The sequence below is a fragment of the Chlorobium phaeovibrioides genome (assembly GCF_003968655.1).
Lineage (GTDB): Bacteria > Bacteroidota > Chlorobiia > Chlorobiales > Chlorobiaceae > Chlorobium > Chlorobium phaeovibrioides.
Map to the genome: position 1 here is coordinate 88555 of NZ_RXYK01000003.1, position 16799 is coordinate 105353.

General features: G+C 53.7%; 20 protein-coding genes. 10 read left to right on the plus strand and 10 right to left on the minus strand.

Going from position 1 to position 16799, the window contains the following annotated elements:
• Positions 1 to 23: 23 nt before the first annotated feature.
• The 8 genes from EKD02_RS03120 to modD all read right to left on the minus strand — a co-directional run bounded on the left by EKD02_RS03120 (position 24) and on the right by modD (position 5433).
• On the minus strand, positions 24 to 413 hold the full coding sequence (locus EKD02_RS03120; RefSeq protein ID WP_049752438.1) for a hypothetical protein: 390 nt from the start codon (positions 411 to 413) through the stop codon (positions 24 to 26).
• 25 nt (positions 414 to 438) lie between these two features.
• Complete coding sequence (locus EKD02_RS03125) at positions 439 to 837, minus strand: phage holin family protein (RefSeq protein ID WP_011890731.1); 399 nt, start codon at positions 835 to 837, stop codon at positions 439 to 441.
• A 3-nt stretch (positions 838 to 840) separates the two neighbouring features.
• Positions 841 to 1119, minus strand: a complete 279-nt coding sequence (locus tag EKD02_RS03130; protein WP_126383753.1) for an ElaB/YgaM/YqjD family protein — start codon at positions 1117 to 1119, stop codon at positions 841 to 843.
• Between the two features lie 95 nt (positions 1120 to 1214).
• Entirely contained in the window at positions 1215 to 1964 is a 750-nt protein-coding gene (locus tag EKD02_RS03135; protein WP_049752481.1) for an SDR family NAD(P)-dependent oxidoreductase, read from the minus strand.
• Positions 1965 to 2052: 88 nt separating this feature from the next.
• Positions 2053 to 3108 (minus strand): molybdenum ABC transporter ATP-binding protein, encoded by a 1056-nt coding sequence (modC, locus tag EKD02_RS03140; protein WP_126383755.1) that lies wholly within the window; start codon positions 3106 to 3108, stop codon positions 2053 to 2055.
• A complete protein-coding gene (modB, locus tag EKD02_RS03145) occupies positions 3105 to 3791 on the minus strand; it encodes a molybdate ABC transporter permease subunit (protein ID WP_011890727.1) in 687 nt (228 codons plus the stop codon). Before modB ends, modC begins: the two co-directional genes overlap by 4 nt.
• A complete protein-coding gene (modA, locus tag EKD02_RS03150) occupies positions 3791 to 4564 on the minus strand; it encodes a molybdate ABC transporter substrate-binding protein (RefSeq protein ID WP_126383757.1) in 774 nt (257 codons plus the stop codon). The genes modB and modA overlap by 1 nt, the downstream gene beginning before the upstream one ends.
• 17 nt (positions 4565 to 4581) lie before the next feature.
• Complete coding sequence (gene modD / locus EKD02_RS03155) at positions 4582 to 5433, minus strand: ModD protein (protein WP_126383759.1); 852 nt, start codon at positions 5431 to 5433, stop codon at positions 4582 to 4584.
• 243 nt (positions 5434 to 5676) lie between these two features.
• Here modD and EKD02_RS03160 point away from each other — a divergent pair, with 243 nt between their 5' ends.
• The 8 genes from EKD02_RS03160 to ligA all read left to right on the plus strand — a co-directional run bounded on the left by EKD02_RS03160 (position 5677) and on the right by ligA (position 13358).
• On the plus strand, positions 5677 to 6012 hold the full coding sequence (locus EKD02_RS03160) for an ArsR/SmtB family transcription factor (RefSeq protein WP_126383761.1): 336 nt from the start codon (positions 5677 to 5679) through the stop codon (positions 6010 to 6012).
• Positions 6013 to 6061: 49 nt separating this feature from the next.
• Positions 6062 to 6355, plus strand: a complete 294-nt coding sequence (locus EKD02_RS03165) for a thioredoxin family protein (protein ID WP_126383763.1) — start codon at positions 6062 to 6064, stop codon at positions 6353 to 6355.
• A gap of 12 nt (positions 6356 to 6367) precedes the next feature.
• Positions 6368 to 7393 (plus strand): permease, encoded by a 1026-nt coding sequence (locus tag EKD02_RS03170; RefSeq protein WP_011890722.1) that lies wholly within the window; start codon positions 6368 to 6370, stop codon positions 7391 to 7393.
• Between the two features lie 40 nt (positions 7394 to 7433).
• Complete coding sequence (locus EKD02_RS03175) at positions 7434 to 7868, plus strand: arsenate reductase ArsC (protein WP_126383767.1); 435 nt, start codon at positions 7434 to 7436, stop codon at positions 7866 to 7868.
• Positions 7865 to 8923, plus strand: a complete 1059-nt coding sequence (arsB, locus tag EKD02_RS03180; protein ID WP_126383769.1) for an ACR3 family arsenite efflux transporter — start codon at positions 7865 to 7867, stop codon at positions 8921 to 8923. The genes EKD02_RS03175 and arsB overlap by 4 nt, the downstream gene beginning before the upstream one ends.
• A 131-nt stretch (positions 8924 to 9054) precedes the next feature.
• Positions 9055 to 9768: an ABC transporter ATP-binding protein gene (locus EKD02_RS03185; protein ID WP_126341971.1), complete on the plus strand. Its 714-nt coding sequence runs from the start codon at positions 9055 to 9057 to the stop codon at positions 9766 to 9768.
• A gap of 13 nt (positions 9769 to 9781) precedes the next feature.
• Positions 9782 to 11332: a hypothetical protein gene (locus tag EKD02_RS03190; RefSeq protein WP_126383771.1), complete on the plus strand. Its 1551-nt coding sequence runs from the start codon at positions 9782 to 9784 to the stop codon at positions 11330 to 11332.
• A gap of 1 nt (position 11333) precedes the next feature.
• Entirely contained in the window at positions 11334 to 13358 is a 2025-nt protein-coding gene (ligA, locus tag EKD02_RS03195) for an NAD-dependent DNA ligase LigA (RefSeq protein ID WP_126383773.1), read from the plus strand.
• Between the two features lie 112 nt (positions 13359 to 13470).
• Here the strand turns inward: ligA and ubiE are convergent, their stop codons facing one another.
• Positions 13471 to 14217 (minus strand): bifunctional demethylmenaquinone methyltransferase/2-methoxy-6-polyprenyl-1,4-benzoquinol methylase UbiE, encoded by a 747-nt coding sequence (gene ubiE, locus EKD02_RS03200; protein WP_011890716.1) that lies wholly within the window; start codon positions 14215 to 14217, stop codon positions 13471 to 13473.
• On the minus strand, positions 14201 to 14614 hold the full coding sequence (gene hisI, locus EKD02_RS03205; RefSeq protein ID WP_011890715.1) for a phosphoribosyl-AMP cyclohydrolase: 414 nt from the start codon (positions 14612 to 14614) through the stop codon (positions 14201 to 14203). The genes ubiE and hisI overlap by 17 nt, the downstream gene beginning before the upstream one ends.
• 168 nt (positions 14615 to 14782) lie before the next feature.
• Between hisI and EKD02_RS03210 the strand changes: the two genes are divergently transcribed.
• Together EKD02_RS03210 and EKD02_RS03215 are read left to right on the plus strand one after the other, a co-directional pair.
• Positions 14783 to 15886: an efflux RND transporter periplasmic adaptor subunit gene (locus EKD02_RS03210; protein ID WP_011890714.1), complete on the plus strand. Its 1104-nt coding sequence runs from the start codon at positions 14783 to 14785 to the stop codon at positions 15884 to 15886.
• The gene (locus tag EKD02_RS03215; protein WP_011890713.1) at positions 15883 to 16788 is read left to right on the plus strand and encodes an AEC family transporter; all 906 of its coding nucleotides are present in this window, start codon (positions 15883 to 15885) and stop codon (positions 16786 to 16788) included. The genes EKD02_RS03210 and EKD02_RS03215 overlap by 4 nt, the downstream gene beginning before the upstream one ends.
• The last annotated feature ends 11 nt before the right edge of the window (positions 16789 to 16799 follow it).

Below are 16799 nucleotides of genomic sequence, written 5' to 3' on the forward strand. Positions count from 1 at the left end.
GCGATGGTGTGCGGGCAGAGTTCTCAGGGTTTTTGTTCCGAATGGGAGGAGGCGGCTTTCGGGCTTGTTCTGAATTTGCCGTCAATGTAGTGCTGGAGGTATGAGACACCGAGGTCTTTTGCGGAGCGCAGCAGCTCCATGCGTATGTCGCTAAAGGAGCTGTCCGTAGCAGCTTGTGGCTGTGAAAGCTCGTTTTTTTTTGTTGCCGTCGGGGTTGTCGGCCTTCTTGTGAGATGCCGCAGGACTTTCCCTGTGAGTAATCCTGTTACAAAGAAGATGGCTGTGGACTGAAGGGGGTGTTTTTTTACCATCTCTTTGGGAGATATGCCGGCTTCAATGTCATGCTGAAGCTGGTGTCCTCTCTGGCGTATCTGCTCTTCTTTTTCCGCAATGGTGCTCTGCAGCTCTTTCATTCGATCCTGAACTGTTTGCATTCGATCATTTTTTATAGTCATAGAGGGAGAGAAGAATTTTCTGGATAAGATTTTTGAGGAGCTCCGGCCTGAAGCGGGCGAAAAAGATGAATGTGACAATGAATATCAGGCTGACCATCAGGAAGCCGAGCCATGTGTGACCAGTCAGTTCACCCCCTAAAAAAGCCAGCGTGGTGACAAGGTAGGCTGAGCCGGCAATAAGCACAATCGAGAGAATGAGCATGGCTGCCACAATGGCAATTTTTTCTGAAATCTCGATTTTCAGGATTTCAATTTTGGCATCGATGATGGTTTTGACATCATCCCATGTGGCTGATACGGTATCGTCAATGAGACGGGGAATGCTCCGCTCTCCAGATGGAGGTGCTCCTCCGTGTTCTTTTTTTGCTGTACTGTGATTCATGGTTCAGCTTTTTTTCCCGAACATCATTCCCAGAAGTGCTCCTGCTCCGAGCGAATAGAGCATTGCCTGCAGCGGTTTTTTGCGTATGTAGGTGCGGCTTTGTTCAGCAATATCAATCATGCTGTCGTATGAGTCGCTCTGACGGAACCGGGCAAACGCGTCTGAAAGCGAGTCGCTGATTTCACGGATCTGTTCGGGTATGCGTCCGTCACCGGCAGGGTTCAACTGTTTCTCTGCAGAATCTTTGGCGGCGGAGTGAATGACGGGGACTTCCTGTTCCATGGTTGTCGGGTCTCTGGGTTTGTATTTGAACAGTGGTAAAACTTTCCAGTAATATAGAAAAACTCTTTCGTCTTTTTATTGGCGGCGATCTCCCTTTATTGGAGCATGCGGCCTCCGTCCACCCGTATGACCTGCCCTGTGATGTAGTCGCTTTCCATGAGAAAGTGGAGGGTTTTGACGATGTCGAGCGCCTCACCAATACGCTTGAGAGGAATTGAGGAAGCCATTGTGTCGGGGCTGTCCATATCCTTTTCGGGGTTGAGCGTGATGGTCCCGGGGGCTATGGAGTTGACCAGGATAGTTGGCGCACAGCTTTTGGCGAAGATTTTTGTCAAATGTACTACGCCAGATTTTGAGACGGTGTAGGGGGCGAAGTTTTCCCATACAAGGTCGGCGGAAATGTCGGCCATGGTGATGATTCGCGATACAAAGGGCTGAAGGCGCATGATTGCCGCCCCCTCCTGCATGGTGAAGAAGGTTCCTTTCAGATTGGTGTCGACAAGGCTGTCCCACTCTTCTTCTGTAACCTCTCCAAGAGGGGTTCTGTAGAAGTTCGAGGCGCTGGCAATAAGCAGATCGAGACGGTCAAAATGTTTCCGGAACTCTTGAAAGGCAGCTTGAATTTCTTTCGGTCTGGAAACATTGCAGCGGACCATGCGTGATTCCGGGCTGATCCACTGTATTTTTTCCAGCATTTCCCGGGCATGCTCGTGCGAGTTGTGCCAGGTGAAGAAAACCGTGTACCCTTTTCCGGCTACAGCGAGTGCCATTTCACTGCCAAGCCGCCCGGAGGCTCCTGTCATGAAGCAGACTTTTCTGCCTGTTGTTGCGGAGGGAGGGTTCATGTTTGCGCTTGTTTTGTTCCTTATCCCATAGGTAAGGTATTCAACCATCGGTGAAAATAAAAAATTGCAGGACTTGTACTGGATGGCTTCAGATGAGGCGGCGGAATGATGAGGCTTTGATGGCGGCAAAGACTGTTGAGCCAGCTGTTATCTGCATTTCATCTGCAGCTTTGCGGACAATTTCGGCTACAAGCTGCCTGTTGCCGGAGGTGAGTACGATGCCGACGCGGTTGTCGGCGCTGAAGGTTTCTTTTACCCGGCACTCCAGAAGGTTGCGTGCGCTGATGGCCTCGGGGTGTTTCTGGAAGAGGATGATGTCGCGCGAGGAGAGCTCGAAGAGTGCTGAAGAGCGACTGTTTCCGTCGGAGATGAGAAGGCGGCCCTCTCCCCAGCGGTAGGCGAAGAGCCCTCCTTCGGAAGTGGCTCCGTCGAGCTCAAGAAGGTTGACATACCCCCGCTGGCTTCGGGCCATGGTTTTTCGGGCAAGCTGGTCGGGGGTTGTTTCCTCGTTGAGACGGCCGCTCTGGAGTGTCAGGATGCGGTTCGACATGAGCTGCATTTCCACGACGGAGTGGGAGATGAAGATGCAGGGAATCCCGAACTGTTCGGTGACGCTCTTCAGATAGGGAATGATCTGGAAGCGGAGGCCGTCGTCAAGTGCCGAGAGCGGTTCGTCCATGAGGAGCATCCGGGGGCTGGCCAGGACTGCCCGGGCAAGGGCTACCCGCTGCTTTTCTCCGCCGGAGAGGTTGCGGACCCCGCGCTCCAGAAGTCCGTCGAGCTTGAGTACGGCAATGAGTTCGTCGGGGGTTACTTTACGGTGCTCTTTATTGCACCGGCGGTAGCCGTAGAAGAGGTTTCGTGATACCGAGAGATGTGGAAAGAGTGCTGCCTGCTGGAAGACGAGCCCTACCCGTCGGTGGCGTGGCCGGAGGTTGAGGTTTCGGCTGCTGCTGAAGAGGCAGTCGCTGTCAAGGAAAATTTCCCCCCTGTCGGGATGCATGTGGCCTGAGAGCATGTGGACGAGCGTGGACTTTCCGCTGCCCGATTCACCGAAAATGCCTATCCGATTGTCGGTGATGTCGGCATTGATGTTGAAGTGAAAGTTTCCCAGCTGCTTTTCTGCTTCAATTCTGAGCCTCATCGTTCCCCCCTTTTTTCCACTGTTCCGGCAAGGTATTCATGGACGAAGAGGACTACGACCGATATGGCCACGGAAACCAGGCAGAGCGACAGCGCCATGGCGGTGCTTGAGGGGGAGCTGGCATAGTCGTATATGGCCAGCGGGATGGTCTGGGTGAGGCCGGGGATGTTGCCGGCTACAATGATGGTGGCTCCGAATTCGCCGAGGCTGCGGGCGAACATGAGGGATGAACCAGCCAGAATGCCTTTGAGCGAGAGCGGCAGAATGACGGTTATGAGTGTGTCGAACCATGAGGATCCGAGGCTTTCAGCCGCCTGGATGAGCTGGCGGTTGATGGAGTCCATTCCGAGGCGTATGGAGCGGACCAGAAGGGGAAAGCCGACGGTTGCCGAGGCTATGACAGCTGCTTTCCAGGTAAAGATGAGCTGTATGCCGGCATCGTTGAGCAGTGAGCCGGGCCATCCGTTTCTTCCCAGCATCAGGAGCAGAAAGTATCCGATGACTACCGGGGGAAGAGTGAGAGGAAGGTTGATGAAGACCTCAAGCAGGATTTTCCCTCTGAAGGTTTTGAATGACAGCAGCCAGGCTACAGCAAACCCGAGGGGCGCGGAGAGCAGGGTTGCTGTGAGGGCAATCTGCAGAGAGAGCCGAATGGCCGTGATGTCTTCAGGGGTGAGCTGCATCAGTCTCCTGCTTCTTTTGTGACGAATCCGTAGGCGTTGAGAACCTTGTGTGCTGCCGGGCTTTCAAGGTAATTCAGGAAGTCGCGGGCTTCTGGATTGAGTGCGCCTTTCAGGGTGAGAGCCATCGGAAAGGTGATGGGAGTATGGAGGTTCTGCGGGACTTTAAAGCGTATGGTTGCTTGTTTTGCAAGGATTGCGTCGGTTCTGTAGACAAAGCCGCCGTCAACTTCGCCGAGTTCGGCGTACATCAGGCATTCGCGTACATCTCTGGCCAGAATCAATTTCCCCTGCAGCTTCTTCTTCATGCCCGCGTTCGTGATGGCCTGCATGGCGTAGTCGCCAGCCGGGACGCTTTTGGGGCTGCCGATGGCGATCCGCTGCAGTTTTGCGAGATCCTCCATTGATGTTACCTGTATGGGAGTGGTGCCTGTAAAGACAATGGCGTTGCGGGCAAATGGTTTTCTTGATGCAGGATCGAGAAGCTTTTTCTCTATAAGAAACTCCATCCATGTGGTGTTTGCTGATATGAAAATATCTGCAGGTGCTCCGTTGAGAATCTGGCCGGCAAGAGCTCCGGAGGGGCCGTAGTTGGGGGTGATGGTGGTGTTCTGATGAGATGCATGATAGTTCTTGGCGATGTCGGTGAGGGCATCTTTCATGCCTGCCCCGGCAGATATCCTTACCTCTCCGGCGTTCAGCGGAGAGGTAGAGAAGATGAAGAGCATGAGGGCGGCCCTTATGCTGGCAAATGTGCGCTTCAGTCCGGATTTCATTGGCAGCGGCGGTTGGGTTACAGACGCTGCATTGCTGCGGCAATGTCTGAGGGTTTCCCGAAATAGACTGATGAAAGGACAATGATGTCGATGCCTGTGGCGGCATAGGCGGCGGCGTTTTCCGGAGTGATTCCGCCGGCTGCCGATATTTTTATTCCTGGAGCAATTGCGCGTATTGCCTGCACCAATTCCGTGAGGGTTTCTGTAGAGAGTTTGTCAACCTGCACGACATCGGCTCCGGCCGATGCAATTTTCAGGGCTTCTTCAGGGCTGTCGGCTTCAACAAGAATTTTGTGTTCCGGTGCCTTTCGTTTCATTACTGATATGGTGTCGAGAAATTGATCAATGCCGCCCAGAAACTCCGTGTGCTGGCGGAAGACCAGAATCGACTCCGAAAGGCCGAGACGGTGCGGTGTTGCTCCTCCCGCCATAATTGCCTTGATTGCGATTTTTTTCGTTCCGGGGAATGATTTTCTGGTGGTTGCAATGCTGATTCCAGGGTTTGTGCTTTGGGCATTCCTCACAATCCCCGCGGTTCGGGTTGCAATGCCCGACGCATACTCAAGCATGTTCAGCGCCGCCTTCCAGGCTGTGTGCAGAGCAGCAGCGGACCCTTCAGCCGACAGGAACAGTCTTCCTGCCCCTACGGCCGTACCGCTCGGGGTTGATTCAGTGACCCGGGCGCCGCAGCGTTCAAGAATGCGGGCGGCCTCTTCCGTACCCGAGAGAGTCGTCTCTTCACGGGTTGTAAAGGTGATTTGCCCATGTGTGTCGCCAATGCCGAGCAGGGTGGTTGTCATGTCGCCATAGGGGGCGTCCTCTTCAATGAAGCGCTCTATGTCGGAGTCAGGGAGAAGGAAAGGTATCATTATGGTGAATTCTGTCTGGTGATGAAAGAGGACTCTCTTTTAAAAAGTAAGGCTTGAAGGCGCTTCAGTGTTATTATTTTCTGATTTTAGCTCCATTTCCTTTCTTTGTGTAGCCGTTATGTTTATTTGAATATAGCGAACCGGTGTTGGTTCTGAAAAGTTTCTTTACTGGATTGTTCGTTTTTTTTGCTTGTCTTGTTTTCTATCGTATATTTACGATGAACTAAACGGAGGAGAGAAAGAATGCAGAGAACGCAGTCGGCAGTGCAGTACACTGAGGAAGAGGAGGCACTCGGCAGAATTGCCAAGGCTCTTGGCCATCCGGTGCGTGTGCGGATTCTTAAGCTGCTTCTTTCTGAGTCGTGCTGTTTTACTGGCCAATTGACCGATTTTATTCCGATGGCGCAGTCGACCGTATCGCAGCACCTGAAGGTTCTCCTTGATTCGGGTCTGATTCAGGGTGAAATCAATCCGCCAAAGGTTCGTTACTGCATCAACAGAGAAAATTGGGTGAAGGCGGAAGGCTTGCTCAAGGTTTTTTTTGTTTCACCCGTTCATGATCGGTGTGAGTGTGGTTGATTATTGTTTTTACTGATCGTTTATTTGCGATAAACAAAAGGAGAAGAGTATGCTGCGGGTTAAAATTCTTGGAACGGGATGTGCGAAGTGTGGCCAGCTTGCTGACACGGTGCGGGCGGTAATTGCTGCAGATGGAATAGCTGCGGAGGTTGAAAAGGTTCAGGATATGCAGGAGATCATCTCCTACAATGTTCTTTCTACTCCGGCACTTGTCGTTGATGGAGCGGTTTGCTGTGCCGGCCGTGTTCCTTCTGCTGAAGAAATCCGTTCAATGCTTGCTCCCCGGACGCGGGGTTGCTGCTGCAAGGGTTCTTCAGGCGCATCGGGTTCATCCTGCTGTTAAAGGGGGATGAATATGAACCAGTCGGTAAGGTGGTGGGGAGGATTTCTTTTGGCTGCGCTCTTGTGGGTGTTTGTGTATGGGCGGCTTGAAGGCTTTGCTGAAGTCCTTGTTTCGTCGGTTGGGCTTTCGCGGGCTCTTCCCTTTGGCGAGGCGCTCTATTTTTTCATCTATGAGGTTCCCAAGGTGCTGCTGCTTCTTACGGCAGTTGTGTTTGTGATGGGGGTGGTGCATACCTTTGTTTCGCCCGAACGGACAAGAGCGATGCTTTCGGGACGCAAGAGAGGCGCTGGCAACATGCTTGCTGCCGCACTGGGTATTGTTACTCCATTCTGCTCCTGTTCGGCGGTTCCTCTTTTCATCGGGTTCCTTCAGGCGGGTGTGCCGCTCGGGGTAACATTCTCGTTTCTCATTTCTGCTCCGATGGTCAATGAGGTAGCTCTTGCACTCCTTTTCGGCATGTTCGGCTGGAAGGTTGCTCTGCTCTATATGTTTATGGGTCTTGCGGTTGCTGTTCTTTCCGGCATGGTGATAGGGCGGATGAACATGGAGCGGCATCTTGAGGAGTGGGTGCAGAAACTGCAGGGGAGTGCCGGGCCCGGCAGCGCCGTTCCTCTGGCAATGGTGTGGCCCGGGCGCATGCGTGAGGGTTTGGTGCATGTGAAGGAAATCGTGGGTAGGGTGTGGGTGTTCATTGTGCTTGGCGTTGGGCTTGGTGCAGGCATACACGGTTATGTGCCTGAAAACTTCATGGCTTCGCTTATGGGCCGTGAAGTATGGTGGTCGGTTCCTGCTGCGGTTCTCATAGGGGTTCCCATGTATTCCAATGCGGCCGGAATCATTCCTGTTGTGCAGGCTCTGCTTGGCAAGGGGGCTGCTCTGGGTACCGTGATGGCTTTCATGATGAGTGTCATTGCCCTGTCGGCTCCTGAAATGATCATTCTCCGCAAAGTGCTCCGGCCGCGCCTGATAGCTGTTTTTGCGGGTGTTGTGGCTTCGGGCATCATGCTTGTGGGCTTTGTGTTCAACCTTGTTCTGTAATCTGCTTCTGGCTTTTTCAACTCAAACTACTCTTGACACCATGAATACTTCAGTGCTTGTGCTCTGCACGGGAAATTCCTGCCGAAGCCAGATGGCTGAGGGGTTTCTCCATTCGTTCGATCCTTCGCTGGAGGTCTTTTCGGCCGGGACCGAGCCTTCCGGGGCCCTGCATCCGCTGGCGGTAAAGGTAATGGCGGAAGAGGGCGTGGACATCGCCGCCAATAGCCCCAAAAGTGTGGAGCTTTTTCTGGGTCGGCCGTTTGACTGGGTTGTGACGGTCTGCGACGGGGCGAAAGAGTCCTGCCCGGTGTTTACGGGACAGGTCGGTCACCGTCTTCATATTGGGTTTGAGGATCCGGCTGAGGCTGTGGGCACCCATGAGGAGCAGCTTCGGGTGTTCCGCCGGGTGCGTGATGGAATAAAAAAGCAGTTCGGAGAGTTTTATCGGCAGAATATCAAAGGAGGGATATCATGACGAAACCGCTCGACCGGCTTTCATTTCTTGACCGGTATCTTACGCTCTGGATTTTTGCAGCCATGGCCGCCGGGGTTCTTTCGGGTTGGTTTTTCCCTTCAATTCCCGATTTCTGGAGCCGATTCCAGACGGGAACAACCAATATTCCCATTGCCATCGGACTTATTGTCATGATGTATCCTCCGTTGGCAAAAGTGCGGTACGAAGAGCTCGGAGATGTGTTCCGCAATCGGAAAGTGCTTGCTCTTTCCCTCCTCTTGAATTGGATTGTCGGCCCCCTTCTCATGTTTGTTCTTGCGGTGCTGTTCCTGTCGGGCATGCCGCACTATATGGCGGGACTGATTCTGATAGGGCTGTCGCGATGCATTGCCATGGTGATTGTATGGAACGATCTTGCGGGTGGAGACAGGGAATATGCGGCCGGTCTGGTGGCTTTCAATTCCATTTTCCAGATACTCTTTTTCCCGCTCTATGCATGGTTTTTCATCTCTGTGCTGCCGGGATGGCTTGGTCTGTCGTCGTTCTCCGTCAGTATCACTATAGCTGAAATTGCCACTTCAGTATTCATCTATCTGGGCATTCCATTCATCGCGGGATTTCTGACACGGTTTATTCTGCTTCGTATGAAGGGAGCTGAATGGTATGAGGAGGTCTTTACGAAACGAATCAGTCCGCTGACGCTTGTGGCTCTGCTGTTTACCATTGTGGTGATGTTTTCACTCAAAGGAAGCCATATCCTCGCCATTCCTTTTGATGTTGTCCGCATTGCCGTTCCTCTGTTGATCTATTTCGTTGTCATGTTTATGGTTTCGTTTTTTCTCGGCCGGAAAGCCGGGGCGAACTATCCACAAACAGCGACTCTTTCCTTTACTGCAGCAAGCAACAATTTTGAGCTGGCCATTGCGGTGGCTGTGGCGGTGTTCGGTATCAGCTCCCCTGAAGCGTTTGCCGCTGTTATCGGGCCTCTGGTCGAGGTGCCTGTGCTCATCGGTCTTGTCCAGGTCTCTCTCTGGCTTCGCGGCAGGATGTTCCGTGGAGTGGTGCAGGCAGGCTGAATGAGGATGGGTGTTCCCATCAGTCATTTTTTGTTTGTATCTTCCTGCCTGAGCGGTACTGCGGGCGAATTCTCTTTGCACCAGGCCGCCAAGGGAGGAAGATGCAGGCTTTTGAACAATTGAAGTGAGTGATGGCTGAAGAAATTCTCCGCCTTGATCATATCCGCAAGGAACTTGAGTTGTCGCGCGATGTGCGACAGACCATCATTCCGAACCTTTCTCTTGAAATCAACGCAGGTGAGTTTGTCTCCATTACCGGGCCGTCGGGTTCGGGCAAGTCAACGCTCCTCTATATCATGGGCGGGCTCGACAAACCTACCTCAGGTCGGGTGTGGCTTTCGGGTGAGGATATCACTGAAAAGAACGAGACTGAGATGACCCGCATCCGCAACAGTAATATCGGGTTCATCTACCAGTTCCATTTTCTTCTTCCGGAGTTCAATGCCCTTGAAAATGTGAGCATGCCGATGATGATCAGCGGAGGGTTCTCACGAAAGGAAATCAGGGAGCGGGCTATGGAACTGCTTGCCATGGTGGAGCTTACCGAGAAGCACGCCAACCGGCCGAGCCAGCTTTCAGGCGGTCAGCAGCAGCGGGTTGCCATTGCCCGGGCGCTTGCCAACAATCCGAAAGTGCTGCTTGGCGACGAGCCGACCGGCAACCTCGACTCTCGTTCGGCCGATAATGTCTACCAGCTTTTTGACCGGTTGAACCGGGAGCTCTCGCAGACGGTTGTTGTTGTGACCCATGATGAGGATTTTGCCAACAGGGCGGGACGTAGGATCCATCTGGTTGATGGAAAAATAGAGAGTGACAGGACGCTTTCGGAACGCAGAACATTTTGACCTCATTTTCGTTATGCCAGCTTCACTGAGCCAGATTCGCACAACCCATCCCCATCTCTTCAAGGCTTTTTCCGTTCTTCCCGACGGGGAGGAGCATCTGGGGAGGATAGAGGAGCTCGATCGATACTGGGAGCAGCTGGATCACACTGTTCCCGATGTGGTGAAGGATGGTTCTGCCCTGCCATCTGGAGCAGCCCTCAGCTCCACCTATGATATCATTTATGCAGGAGGCACGCTCGGAATGCTTCATGCGGCCGTGATGGCTGTGCGTTTCGGACGCAAAGTACTGGTGTTCGACCGTAATACGCCCGGTCGTTCCACCAGGGATTGGAATATTTCACGCCAGGAGCTTTTCCGTCTTGCCGATACGGGAGTGTTCAGCAAAGAAGAGCTCGATTCCGTGATTGTGCGGAAGTACAAAACCGGATGGGTTGAGTTCCACAAGGAGGATGGCAGCCAGAAGCGTTTGTACATGCAGAATGTGCTTGATTGTGCTGTTGATGCTGACCGTCTCCTGGGCCTTGCCATGGAGAAGGTGAAGGCTATGAAGGGGTGCGCGGTTCTGTCGGGAACGAGTTTTGTTCGGTGCTTTCGTTTCAGTGATCATGTTGTCGTTGAAACTGCCGATCAGAAGGGGAATGTTTCCTGGTTCGGGGCAAAGGTGCTGGTGGATGTGATGGGTATTCTTTCGCCGATTGCCATGCAGCTCAACCGTGGGAGACCCCAGACCCATGTCTGCCCGACGGTGGGCACTAGCGCAAGCGGCTTTTTGGGGGTGGATTTCCAGACCGGGGAGATTCTTGCCAGTACCGGTCCGGCGGAAACTTCCCCGGGTCGCGGGCGTCAGCTTATCTGGGAGGGGTTCCCTGCAAAAGGGGATGAGTATATCACCTACCTATTTTTTTACGATGAGGTTGCTTCGCCGAACGACAAGTCGCTTCTCGGCCTGTTCGACACTTATTTTAAAAGGCTTGGGGAGTACAAAAATATGGGGCCCGATTTCAGGGTCCATCGGCCGGTCTATGGCATTATTCCGGCCTACTTCCATGACGGGTTCAGTCGTACGCGCGAAATTGCAGACGACCGTATTGTCCTGCTTGGCGATGCTGCGTCTCTTGCTTCTCCGCTCACCTTCTGCGGGTTCGGTTCGATGGTGCGCAACCTGGAGAGCCTGACGGCGGGGCTCGAAGCCGCTCTCACAAAGGGTTCGCTCGGAAAGAGGGCATTGGAGAAGGTCAGCGCATACGAACCCAATGTGGCCTCCATGGCAAATCTCATGAAGTATATGTGTTACGATTCGGCCACCGACGAACCCAATTTCGTGAACGATCTCATGAATGAGGTGATGGTTGCGCTGGATGATCTCCCGGAACATTATCGCGAGGCTATGTTCCGTGATGAAATGAAGATTGAAGAGCTGGCAGTGGTGATGCTGAGGGTCGCCTGGCGGTATCCTGAGGTGCTTAAAGCTACCTGGGATAAGCTTGGAGTTGAGGGGTCGGTTGGATTTTTGAAGAACATTTCCGGATGGGCGCTCTCCCGGATGAAACAACCTTGGTGGTAAGATGGTGGGCAGCGATGCATTGAGAAGTGAGGCTGAACGGCTCCGGAGCGACATTGAACGCCACAACCATCTCTATTATGTGGAGGCGAAGCCGGAGCTGTCGGACTATGATTTCGATCTCCTGCTTGATAGGCTCGTACAGCTGGAACGGGAGCATCCTGAGCTTGTGACCCCCGACAGCCCCACCCAGCGGGTTGGCGGCACCATCACAAAAGAATTTCCTTCAGTCGAGCACCGGGAGCCGATGCTCAGCCTGGCCAACACCTATTCAATCGGCGAGGTTGAGGAGTTCGTCGGGCGCCTCAACCGACTGCTTGAGGCCGAAGGGGCTCAGGGTAGGGACACTGTGGCGGAGCTTAAGTTTGATGGGGTTGCTGTCAGTCTGCTCTATCGTGACGGCCTTTTAATACGGGGGGCTACGAGGGGGGATGGGCGCCGGGGCGACGATATTACGGTTAACCTGAAGACCGTCCCCTCCATTCCGCTGCGCCTCGGGGAGTTTGACGGGCCGTTTTCTGCAGGTGAGGGCCGCGAAGTTGAGGTTCGTGGAGAGGTGCTGATGAGGAAGGAGGATTTTGAGGCACTGAACGATACCCGCCCTGAAGAGGACCGTTTCGCCAACCCCCGCAATGCCACAGCGGGAACCCTGAAACTTCAGGATTCCCGGGAGGTTGCACGGAGGAGTCTCTGGTTTGTTGCCTATTATGTTTCCGGGCTTCATGATGAGGATACCCGGCATGTTGATCGTCTGAAGCTGCTCGAGACTGCCGGATTCTCTACCGGGAATCAGTATCGCCTCTGTCACGGAATTGAGGAAATTGAAGCCTTCATGCAGTTCTGGGATGAGGGGCGCCGAGCGCTGCCGTATGAAACGGACGGGGTTGTGGTGAAGCTCAATGATGTTCGCCAGTGGCGGCTTCTGGGCGCAACCAGCAAGAGCCCCCGATGGGCGATTGCATATAAGTATCCTGCCAGCCGTGCCACAACCCTTCTTCGCGACATTGTGTTTCAGGTGGGCCGGCTCGGCACCATTACCCCCGTTGCCGAGCTTGAACCGGTTCATATTGCCGGCTCAACCGTGGCGCGCTCCACCCTTCATAATTTCGATGAAATGCGGCGTCTCGGTGTGATGCCTGGCGACCGCGTGGTTATTGAAAAATCGGGAGAAGTCATCCCCAAGGTTATCAGCGTCCTCTTGGAAGAGCGCCCACCAGGGCTCTCTGCAAAGGAACTGCCTACTCACTGCCCTGACTGTGGTACACCGCTGGTGCAACCGGAGGGTGAGGTGAGCTGGTACTGCCCGAACGAAGAGGGGTGCGGGGCCCAGATACGGGGAAGGGTTCTTCATTTTGCATCACGCAATGCCATGGATATAGAAAACCTTGGCGAGTCATTGGTTGAGCAGCTGGTTGCAAAGGGTATGGTGAAGGATCCCGGTGACCTCTATTTCCTTCGTGAGGAAGAGCTTGCAGGTCTTGAGAGGATGGGTGAAAAGTCGGCACGGAACCTCCTGCAGGGGCTCCTGAAAAGCCGTGAACAGAGTTTTGCCCGGCTGCTTTTCGGCCTCGGCATACGCCATGTAGGCAGAGCTACCGCACGGGAGCTTGCCAAAGCCTGCTCCTCCATTGAAGTGCTCAAGGAGGCTTCATTTGAAGAGCTCTCGGAAGTGCCCGACATAGGCCCCGTCATTGCCCGGAGTATTCGTGACTGGTTCCTGAAGCCTGCCATTCCCTCCCTTATTGAAAAACTCCGGAGAGCCGGCCTTCCGCTTGCAGCCGAAGAGCCCAGGCCGCTCGTCAACACCAATTTCGAAGGACTCACAGTGGTCTTTACCGGAGGTCTCCAACGGCACGACCGCTCATCGGCCGGTGAACTGGTTGTTGCGCGCGGAGGAATCGTTGTCTCCACCGTCAGCAAAAAAACCGGCCTTGTCGTCGCCGGAAAAGAGGCCGGCAGCAAACTCGAAAAAGCCCGGAAGCTGGGTCTGCGCATCATCACCGAAGACGAATTCGACGCCCTCCTCTAACTAACCAGTTATAATAAAGCAACTAAGAGTTTTGGAGAGTTGGGGACACTCATGACTGAGTGTACTTGTGAATAAGTACACTCAGTCATGAGTGTCCCCAACTTTTGTGTTGTTATTTGCGGGCGATGTAGAGGATGGAGGTTTCAAATGTCATTGGGCGGTACTCTGCTGCACTGAAGCCGGCTTTTTTGAGGATGGCGGTGAATGCTTCGGCCTGGGGGAACTGCTCAACCGAGTGGGGGAGGTAGTCGTAGGCGAAGGTGGATTTGCTGAAGAGGCCTGCTATTTTCGGGAGCACTTTTTTGAAGTAGATGAGGTAAAGCTTTTTGAGTATGGCGGCTCTCGGAATCATTGGCTCAATGATGAGGGCGCTGCCTCCAGGTTTGAGGACGCGGTGGAATTCCTGCATGCCTTTTTCCAGGTCTTCAAAATTGCGGACGCCGAAGCCTGCTGAGACGATGTCGAAGCTTGCGTCTTTGAATGGGAGTGCTTCTGCGTAGCCTTCGTGAAAGGTGATGCCGGGGTATTTTTTTCGGGCTATGGCGAGCATTTGGGGCGAGAGGTCGAGTGCGGTGACTGTTGCTCCGGGTATTTTTCCCATTGCGGCTGCCAGGTCGCCGGTGCCGGTTGCTACATCGAGAATGCTTGGGGCGGGCGTCTTTTCGGTGAGCTTTTTCGCCCGTGCTGTGGCTGCGGCCCGCCAGTAGTTGTCTATGCCAAGGCTCAGCAGGTGGTTGAGGAAGTCGTAAGTGGGGGCGACTTCGTCAAACATCTGCTGGATGCCGGTTCGCGATTTAGTGAGGTTCAGTTTTTTTGCTGTTTCCTCTGGCTGGGCCGATCGGTCAGTGTTTTTTTCCATAAACCTCTTCGGGGTTGAACATGAGGGTGTCGCAGATCTGCATTGATCCGTCTTCGTTGACTTTGCGGTAGAAGCAGGAGTGGTAGCCGACATGGCATGCTCCGCCAATTTGAGAGACTTTGAGGATGAGGGTGTCGCCGTCGCAGTCAATGAGGATGTCGAAAACTTCCTGCATGTTGCCGGATGATTCGCCTTTCAGCCAGAGTTTGTTGCGGCTGCGGCTCCAGTAGCATGCCTTTTTTCGCTCAAGGGTCATTTCCAGACTTTCGCGGTTCATCCAGGCCATCATCAGCACTTTGCCGGTTTCGTGGTCCTGTACAATTGCGGGTATTAGTCCTCTGTCGTCGAATTTGACGGTGTCAAGAAAGCTTTTGTCAATGCCTTCGTTCTCTCCCATTGATGGATTGTTTTAAGGGTTCTGGAATGCAATCTTCCGGCGCGCTTTCAGTCGTTTTCCTGCCTGTTTTTAAAGATTCATAAAATTATGGAAAAACCAAGGTTGCGGTGGAGAAAAAGTTTAAAAGGCGTACCTTCACTATCATGAATTCATTACGAAGAGAGAGAAATGCAGAACCTCCAGAAGATATTTCCAAAGTATTCCATAGCTCTCGGAGCTCTGTTCCTCCTTACGGTTGCCTACCTGATAGTCCGTGGCAACAGCATTGAGGTAGAGTCGGGTGAAGTGCGCTACCAGGAACTGGTTCAGGCTGTTTATGCGACGGGTTTTGTTGAGGCTACTTCTGTTGCCAGCCTAAGTGCCGAGTATTCGGGTACGATTGATTTTGTGGGTGCCCGGGAGGGAGAGGCTGTCAGAAAGGGGCAGAAAATTCTTTCGTTCCAGAGTCCGCGTCCTGTGTTTGCGGTCAGTGAGGCACGGGCGGCTTTGGCTGAACAGCGGGCAGCTTTGAAAGATGCTGAATTGAATTATGCAAGGAAAAGCAACTTGTTTGGACAGGGGGCGGTGTCGCGCCAGGATGTTGATGGGGCTGAAAAATCAAGGGATCAGGCTGTGGAAATGCTCCGTCAGCGGGAGTTCAGGCTGAGGATGGTGGAGGATGATTTGGGGAAGCTGACGGTGCGTGCCCCGTTTGCGGGGATGCTGACTTTGCAGGATGTGAAGAAGGGTGACTATGTTTCGGCCGGGACGGTTGTGGCGACGGTTGTGGATACGACCGGGTATGTTATTTCCGTGGAGGTTGATGAACTTGATGTGCCGCGGGTGAGGGTTGGTCAGAAGGCGGTGATTGCGTTTGATGCCTGGCCGGAGCGGCGGTTTTCATCCGTTGTGTCGCGTGTTGTTCCTATGACGGACAGGGTGACGAAGACTTCAAAAGTATACCTTACACCTACCGATACCCTGGATTTGATTCAGGAGGGGATGACGGCGACTGCGAACATTGTGTATAATGTGAAGTCCAGGGCGCTTCTGGTCCGAAAGGGATCAGTGTTTAAAGAGAGCGGCCGGAGCTTTGTTTGGGGCATTGTTGAGGGTCGATTAAAAAAACAGCCGATTGCTACGGGTGCTTCCGATCTTGCTTTTGTGGAGGTTGTTGGGGGACTCAGAGAGGGTGACCGGGTTGCTCTTGTGCCCGAAGAGCGCTTCAGGGAGGGGATGGAGGTGCGTTCGGGGGCAAGAGCCCCCAATGATGCTCCCGGTGAGCCCAAATGAATAACCTCATTCTTCTTGCGGTCTGCTTTCTTGCAGGGATGCTGCTCCGCCGTTCAGGCCGTATGCCGCTCTCTGCACCGGCGGTTCTCAATAGTTTTATCATCAATGTGTCGCTGCCGGCCTTGACGCTGCTCTCCATTCATGGAATGCAGCTGACTTCCGGGGCTCTCCTTCCTGCTTCCATGCCGTGGCTCCATTTCGCTTTGGCGGCAGCATTTTTCCTGATGGTCGGCCGTGTTATGAAGCTTCCCCGTGCTACGGTAGGGGCGCTGATTCTGACCGGGGGAATGGGCAATACCTCGTTTCTTGGGTTGCCGATGATTGAGGCGTTTTATGGTAAGGCCGGGCTGGGTTATGGCATCATGGTCGACCAGTTCGGCTCGTTTATGGTGCTCTCCACTCTGGGCATTACGGTTGCGGGATTCTATTCGGATGGTGCGCCTTCAGCCGGCGCTATCCTTAAGCGGATTGTCCTGTTTCCCCCTTTTATCTCTCTTCTCGCTGCTCTGCTTCTTATTGGGGTGGACTATCCTTCATGGCTTACGGCAGTTCTCCAGCGGCTGGGTGATACGCTTGCTCCACTGGCCCTTCTTTCTGTGGGGTTCGCTTTCCAGCCGGGCCATCTTGCGGGTAATGGGAGCAGACTCGCGCTTGGGCTTGGGTTCAAGCTGATTCTTGCTCCGCTCATTCTCGCCCTGTTCTATGTTTACGGTCTGGGCGCTCATGGCTTTTCGGCTCAGATTATGCTGTTTGAGGCAGCCATGCCCCCCATGATTACAGCGGGTATCATTGCTTCAGAGCATGATATCGATCCACCCCTTGCCGGACTGATGGTGGCGTTCGGGGTGGTCTTTTCCTTTGTGACGCTTCCTCTCTGGCGCCTCGTTCTCGGCGGGCTATAAAGCCGCCCTCA

What these genes read in the sequence shown, in the direction of transcription:
- modB (WP_011890727.1), bottom strand. Translation starts at nt 3,791, where the DNA reads ATGCAGCTCACCCCTGAAGACATCACGGCCATTCGGCTCTCTCTGCAG.
- EKD02_RS03215 (WP_011890713.1), top strand. Translation starts at nt 15,883, where the DNA reads ATGAATAACCTCATTCTTCTTGCGGTCTGCTTTCTTGCAGGGATGCTG.
- hisI (WP_011890715.1), bottom strand. Translation starts at nt 14,614, where the DNA reads ATGGGAGAGAACGAAGGCATTGACAAAAGCTTTCTTGACACCGTCAAA.
- EKD02_RS03120 (WP_049752438.1), bottom strand. Translation starts at nt 413, where the DNA reads ATGAAAGAGCTGCAGAGCACCATTGCGGAAAAAGAAGAGCAGATACGC.
- EKD02_RS03170 (WP_011890722.1), top strand. Translation starts at nt 6,368, where the DNA reads ATGAACCAGTCGGTAAGGTGGTGGGGAGGATTTCTTTTGGCTGCGCTC.
- EKD02_RS03185 (WP_126341971.1), top strand. Translation starts at nt 9,055, where the DNA reads ATGGCTGAAGAAATTCTCCGCCTTGATCATATCCGCAAGGAACTTGAG.
- EKD02_RS03165 (WP_126383763.1), top strand. Translation starts at nt 6,062, where the DNA reads ATGCTGCGGGTTAAAATTCTTGGAACGGGATGTGCGAAGTGTGGCCAG.
- modC (WP_126383755.1), bottom strand. Translation starts at nt 3,108, where the DNA reads ATGAGGCTCAGAATTGAAGCAGAAAAGCAGCTGGGAAACTTTCACTTC.
- ubiE (WP_011890716.1), bottom strand. Translation starts at nt 14,217, where the DNA reads ATGGAAAAAAACACTGACCGATCGGCCCAGCCAGAGGAAACAGCAAAA.
- EKD02_RS03190 (WP_126383771.1), top strand. Translation starts at nt 9,782, where the DNA reads ATGCCAGCTTCACTGAGCCAGATTCGCACAACCCATCCCCATCTCTTC.
- EKD02_RS03130 (WP_126383753.1), bottom strand. Translation starts at nt 1,119, where the DNA reads ATGGAACAGGAAGTCCCCGTCATTCACTCCGCCGCCAAAGATTCTGCA.
- modD (WP_126383759.1), bottom strand. Translation starts at nt 5,433, where the DNA reads ATGATACCTTTCCTTCTCCCTGACTCCGACATAGAGCGCTTCATTGAA.
- EKD02_RS03210 (WP_011890714.1), top strand. Translation starts at nt 14,783, where the DNA reads ATGCAGAACCTCCAGAAGATATTTCCAAAGTATTCCATAGCTCTCGGA.
- arsB (WP_126383769.1), top strand. Translation starts at nt 7,865, where the DNA reads ATGACGAAACCGCTCGACCGGCTTTCATTTCTTGACCGGTATCTTACG.
- ligA (WP_126383773.1), top strand. Translation starts at nt 11,334, where the DNA reads ATGGTGGGCAGCGATGCATTGAGAAGTGAGGCTGAACGGCTCCGGAGC.
- EKD02_RS03175 (WP_126383767.1), top strand. Translation starts at nt 7,434, where the DNA reads ATGAATACTTCAGTGCTTGTGCTCTGCACGGGAAATTCCTGCCGAAGC.
- modA (WP_126383757.1), bottom strand. Translation starts at nt 4,564, where the DNA reads ATGAAATCCGGACTGAAGCGCACATTTGCCAGCATAAGGGCCGCCCTC.
- EKD02_RS03135 (WP_049752481.1), bottom strand. Translation starts at nt 1,964, where the DNA reads ATGAACCCTCCCTCCGCAACAACAGGCAGAAAAGTCTGCTTCATGACA.
- EKD02_RS03160 (WP_126383761.1), top strand. Translation starts at nt 5,677, where the DNA reads ATGCAGAGAACGCAGTCGGCAGTGCAGTACACTGAGGAAGAGGAGGCA.
- EKD02_RS03125 (WP_011890731.1), bottom strand. Translation starts at nt 837, where the DNA reads ATGAATCACAGTACAGCAAAAAAAGAACACGGAGGAGCACCTCCATCT.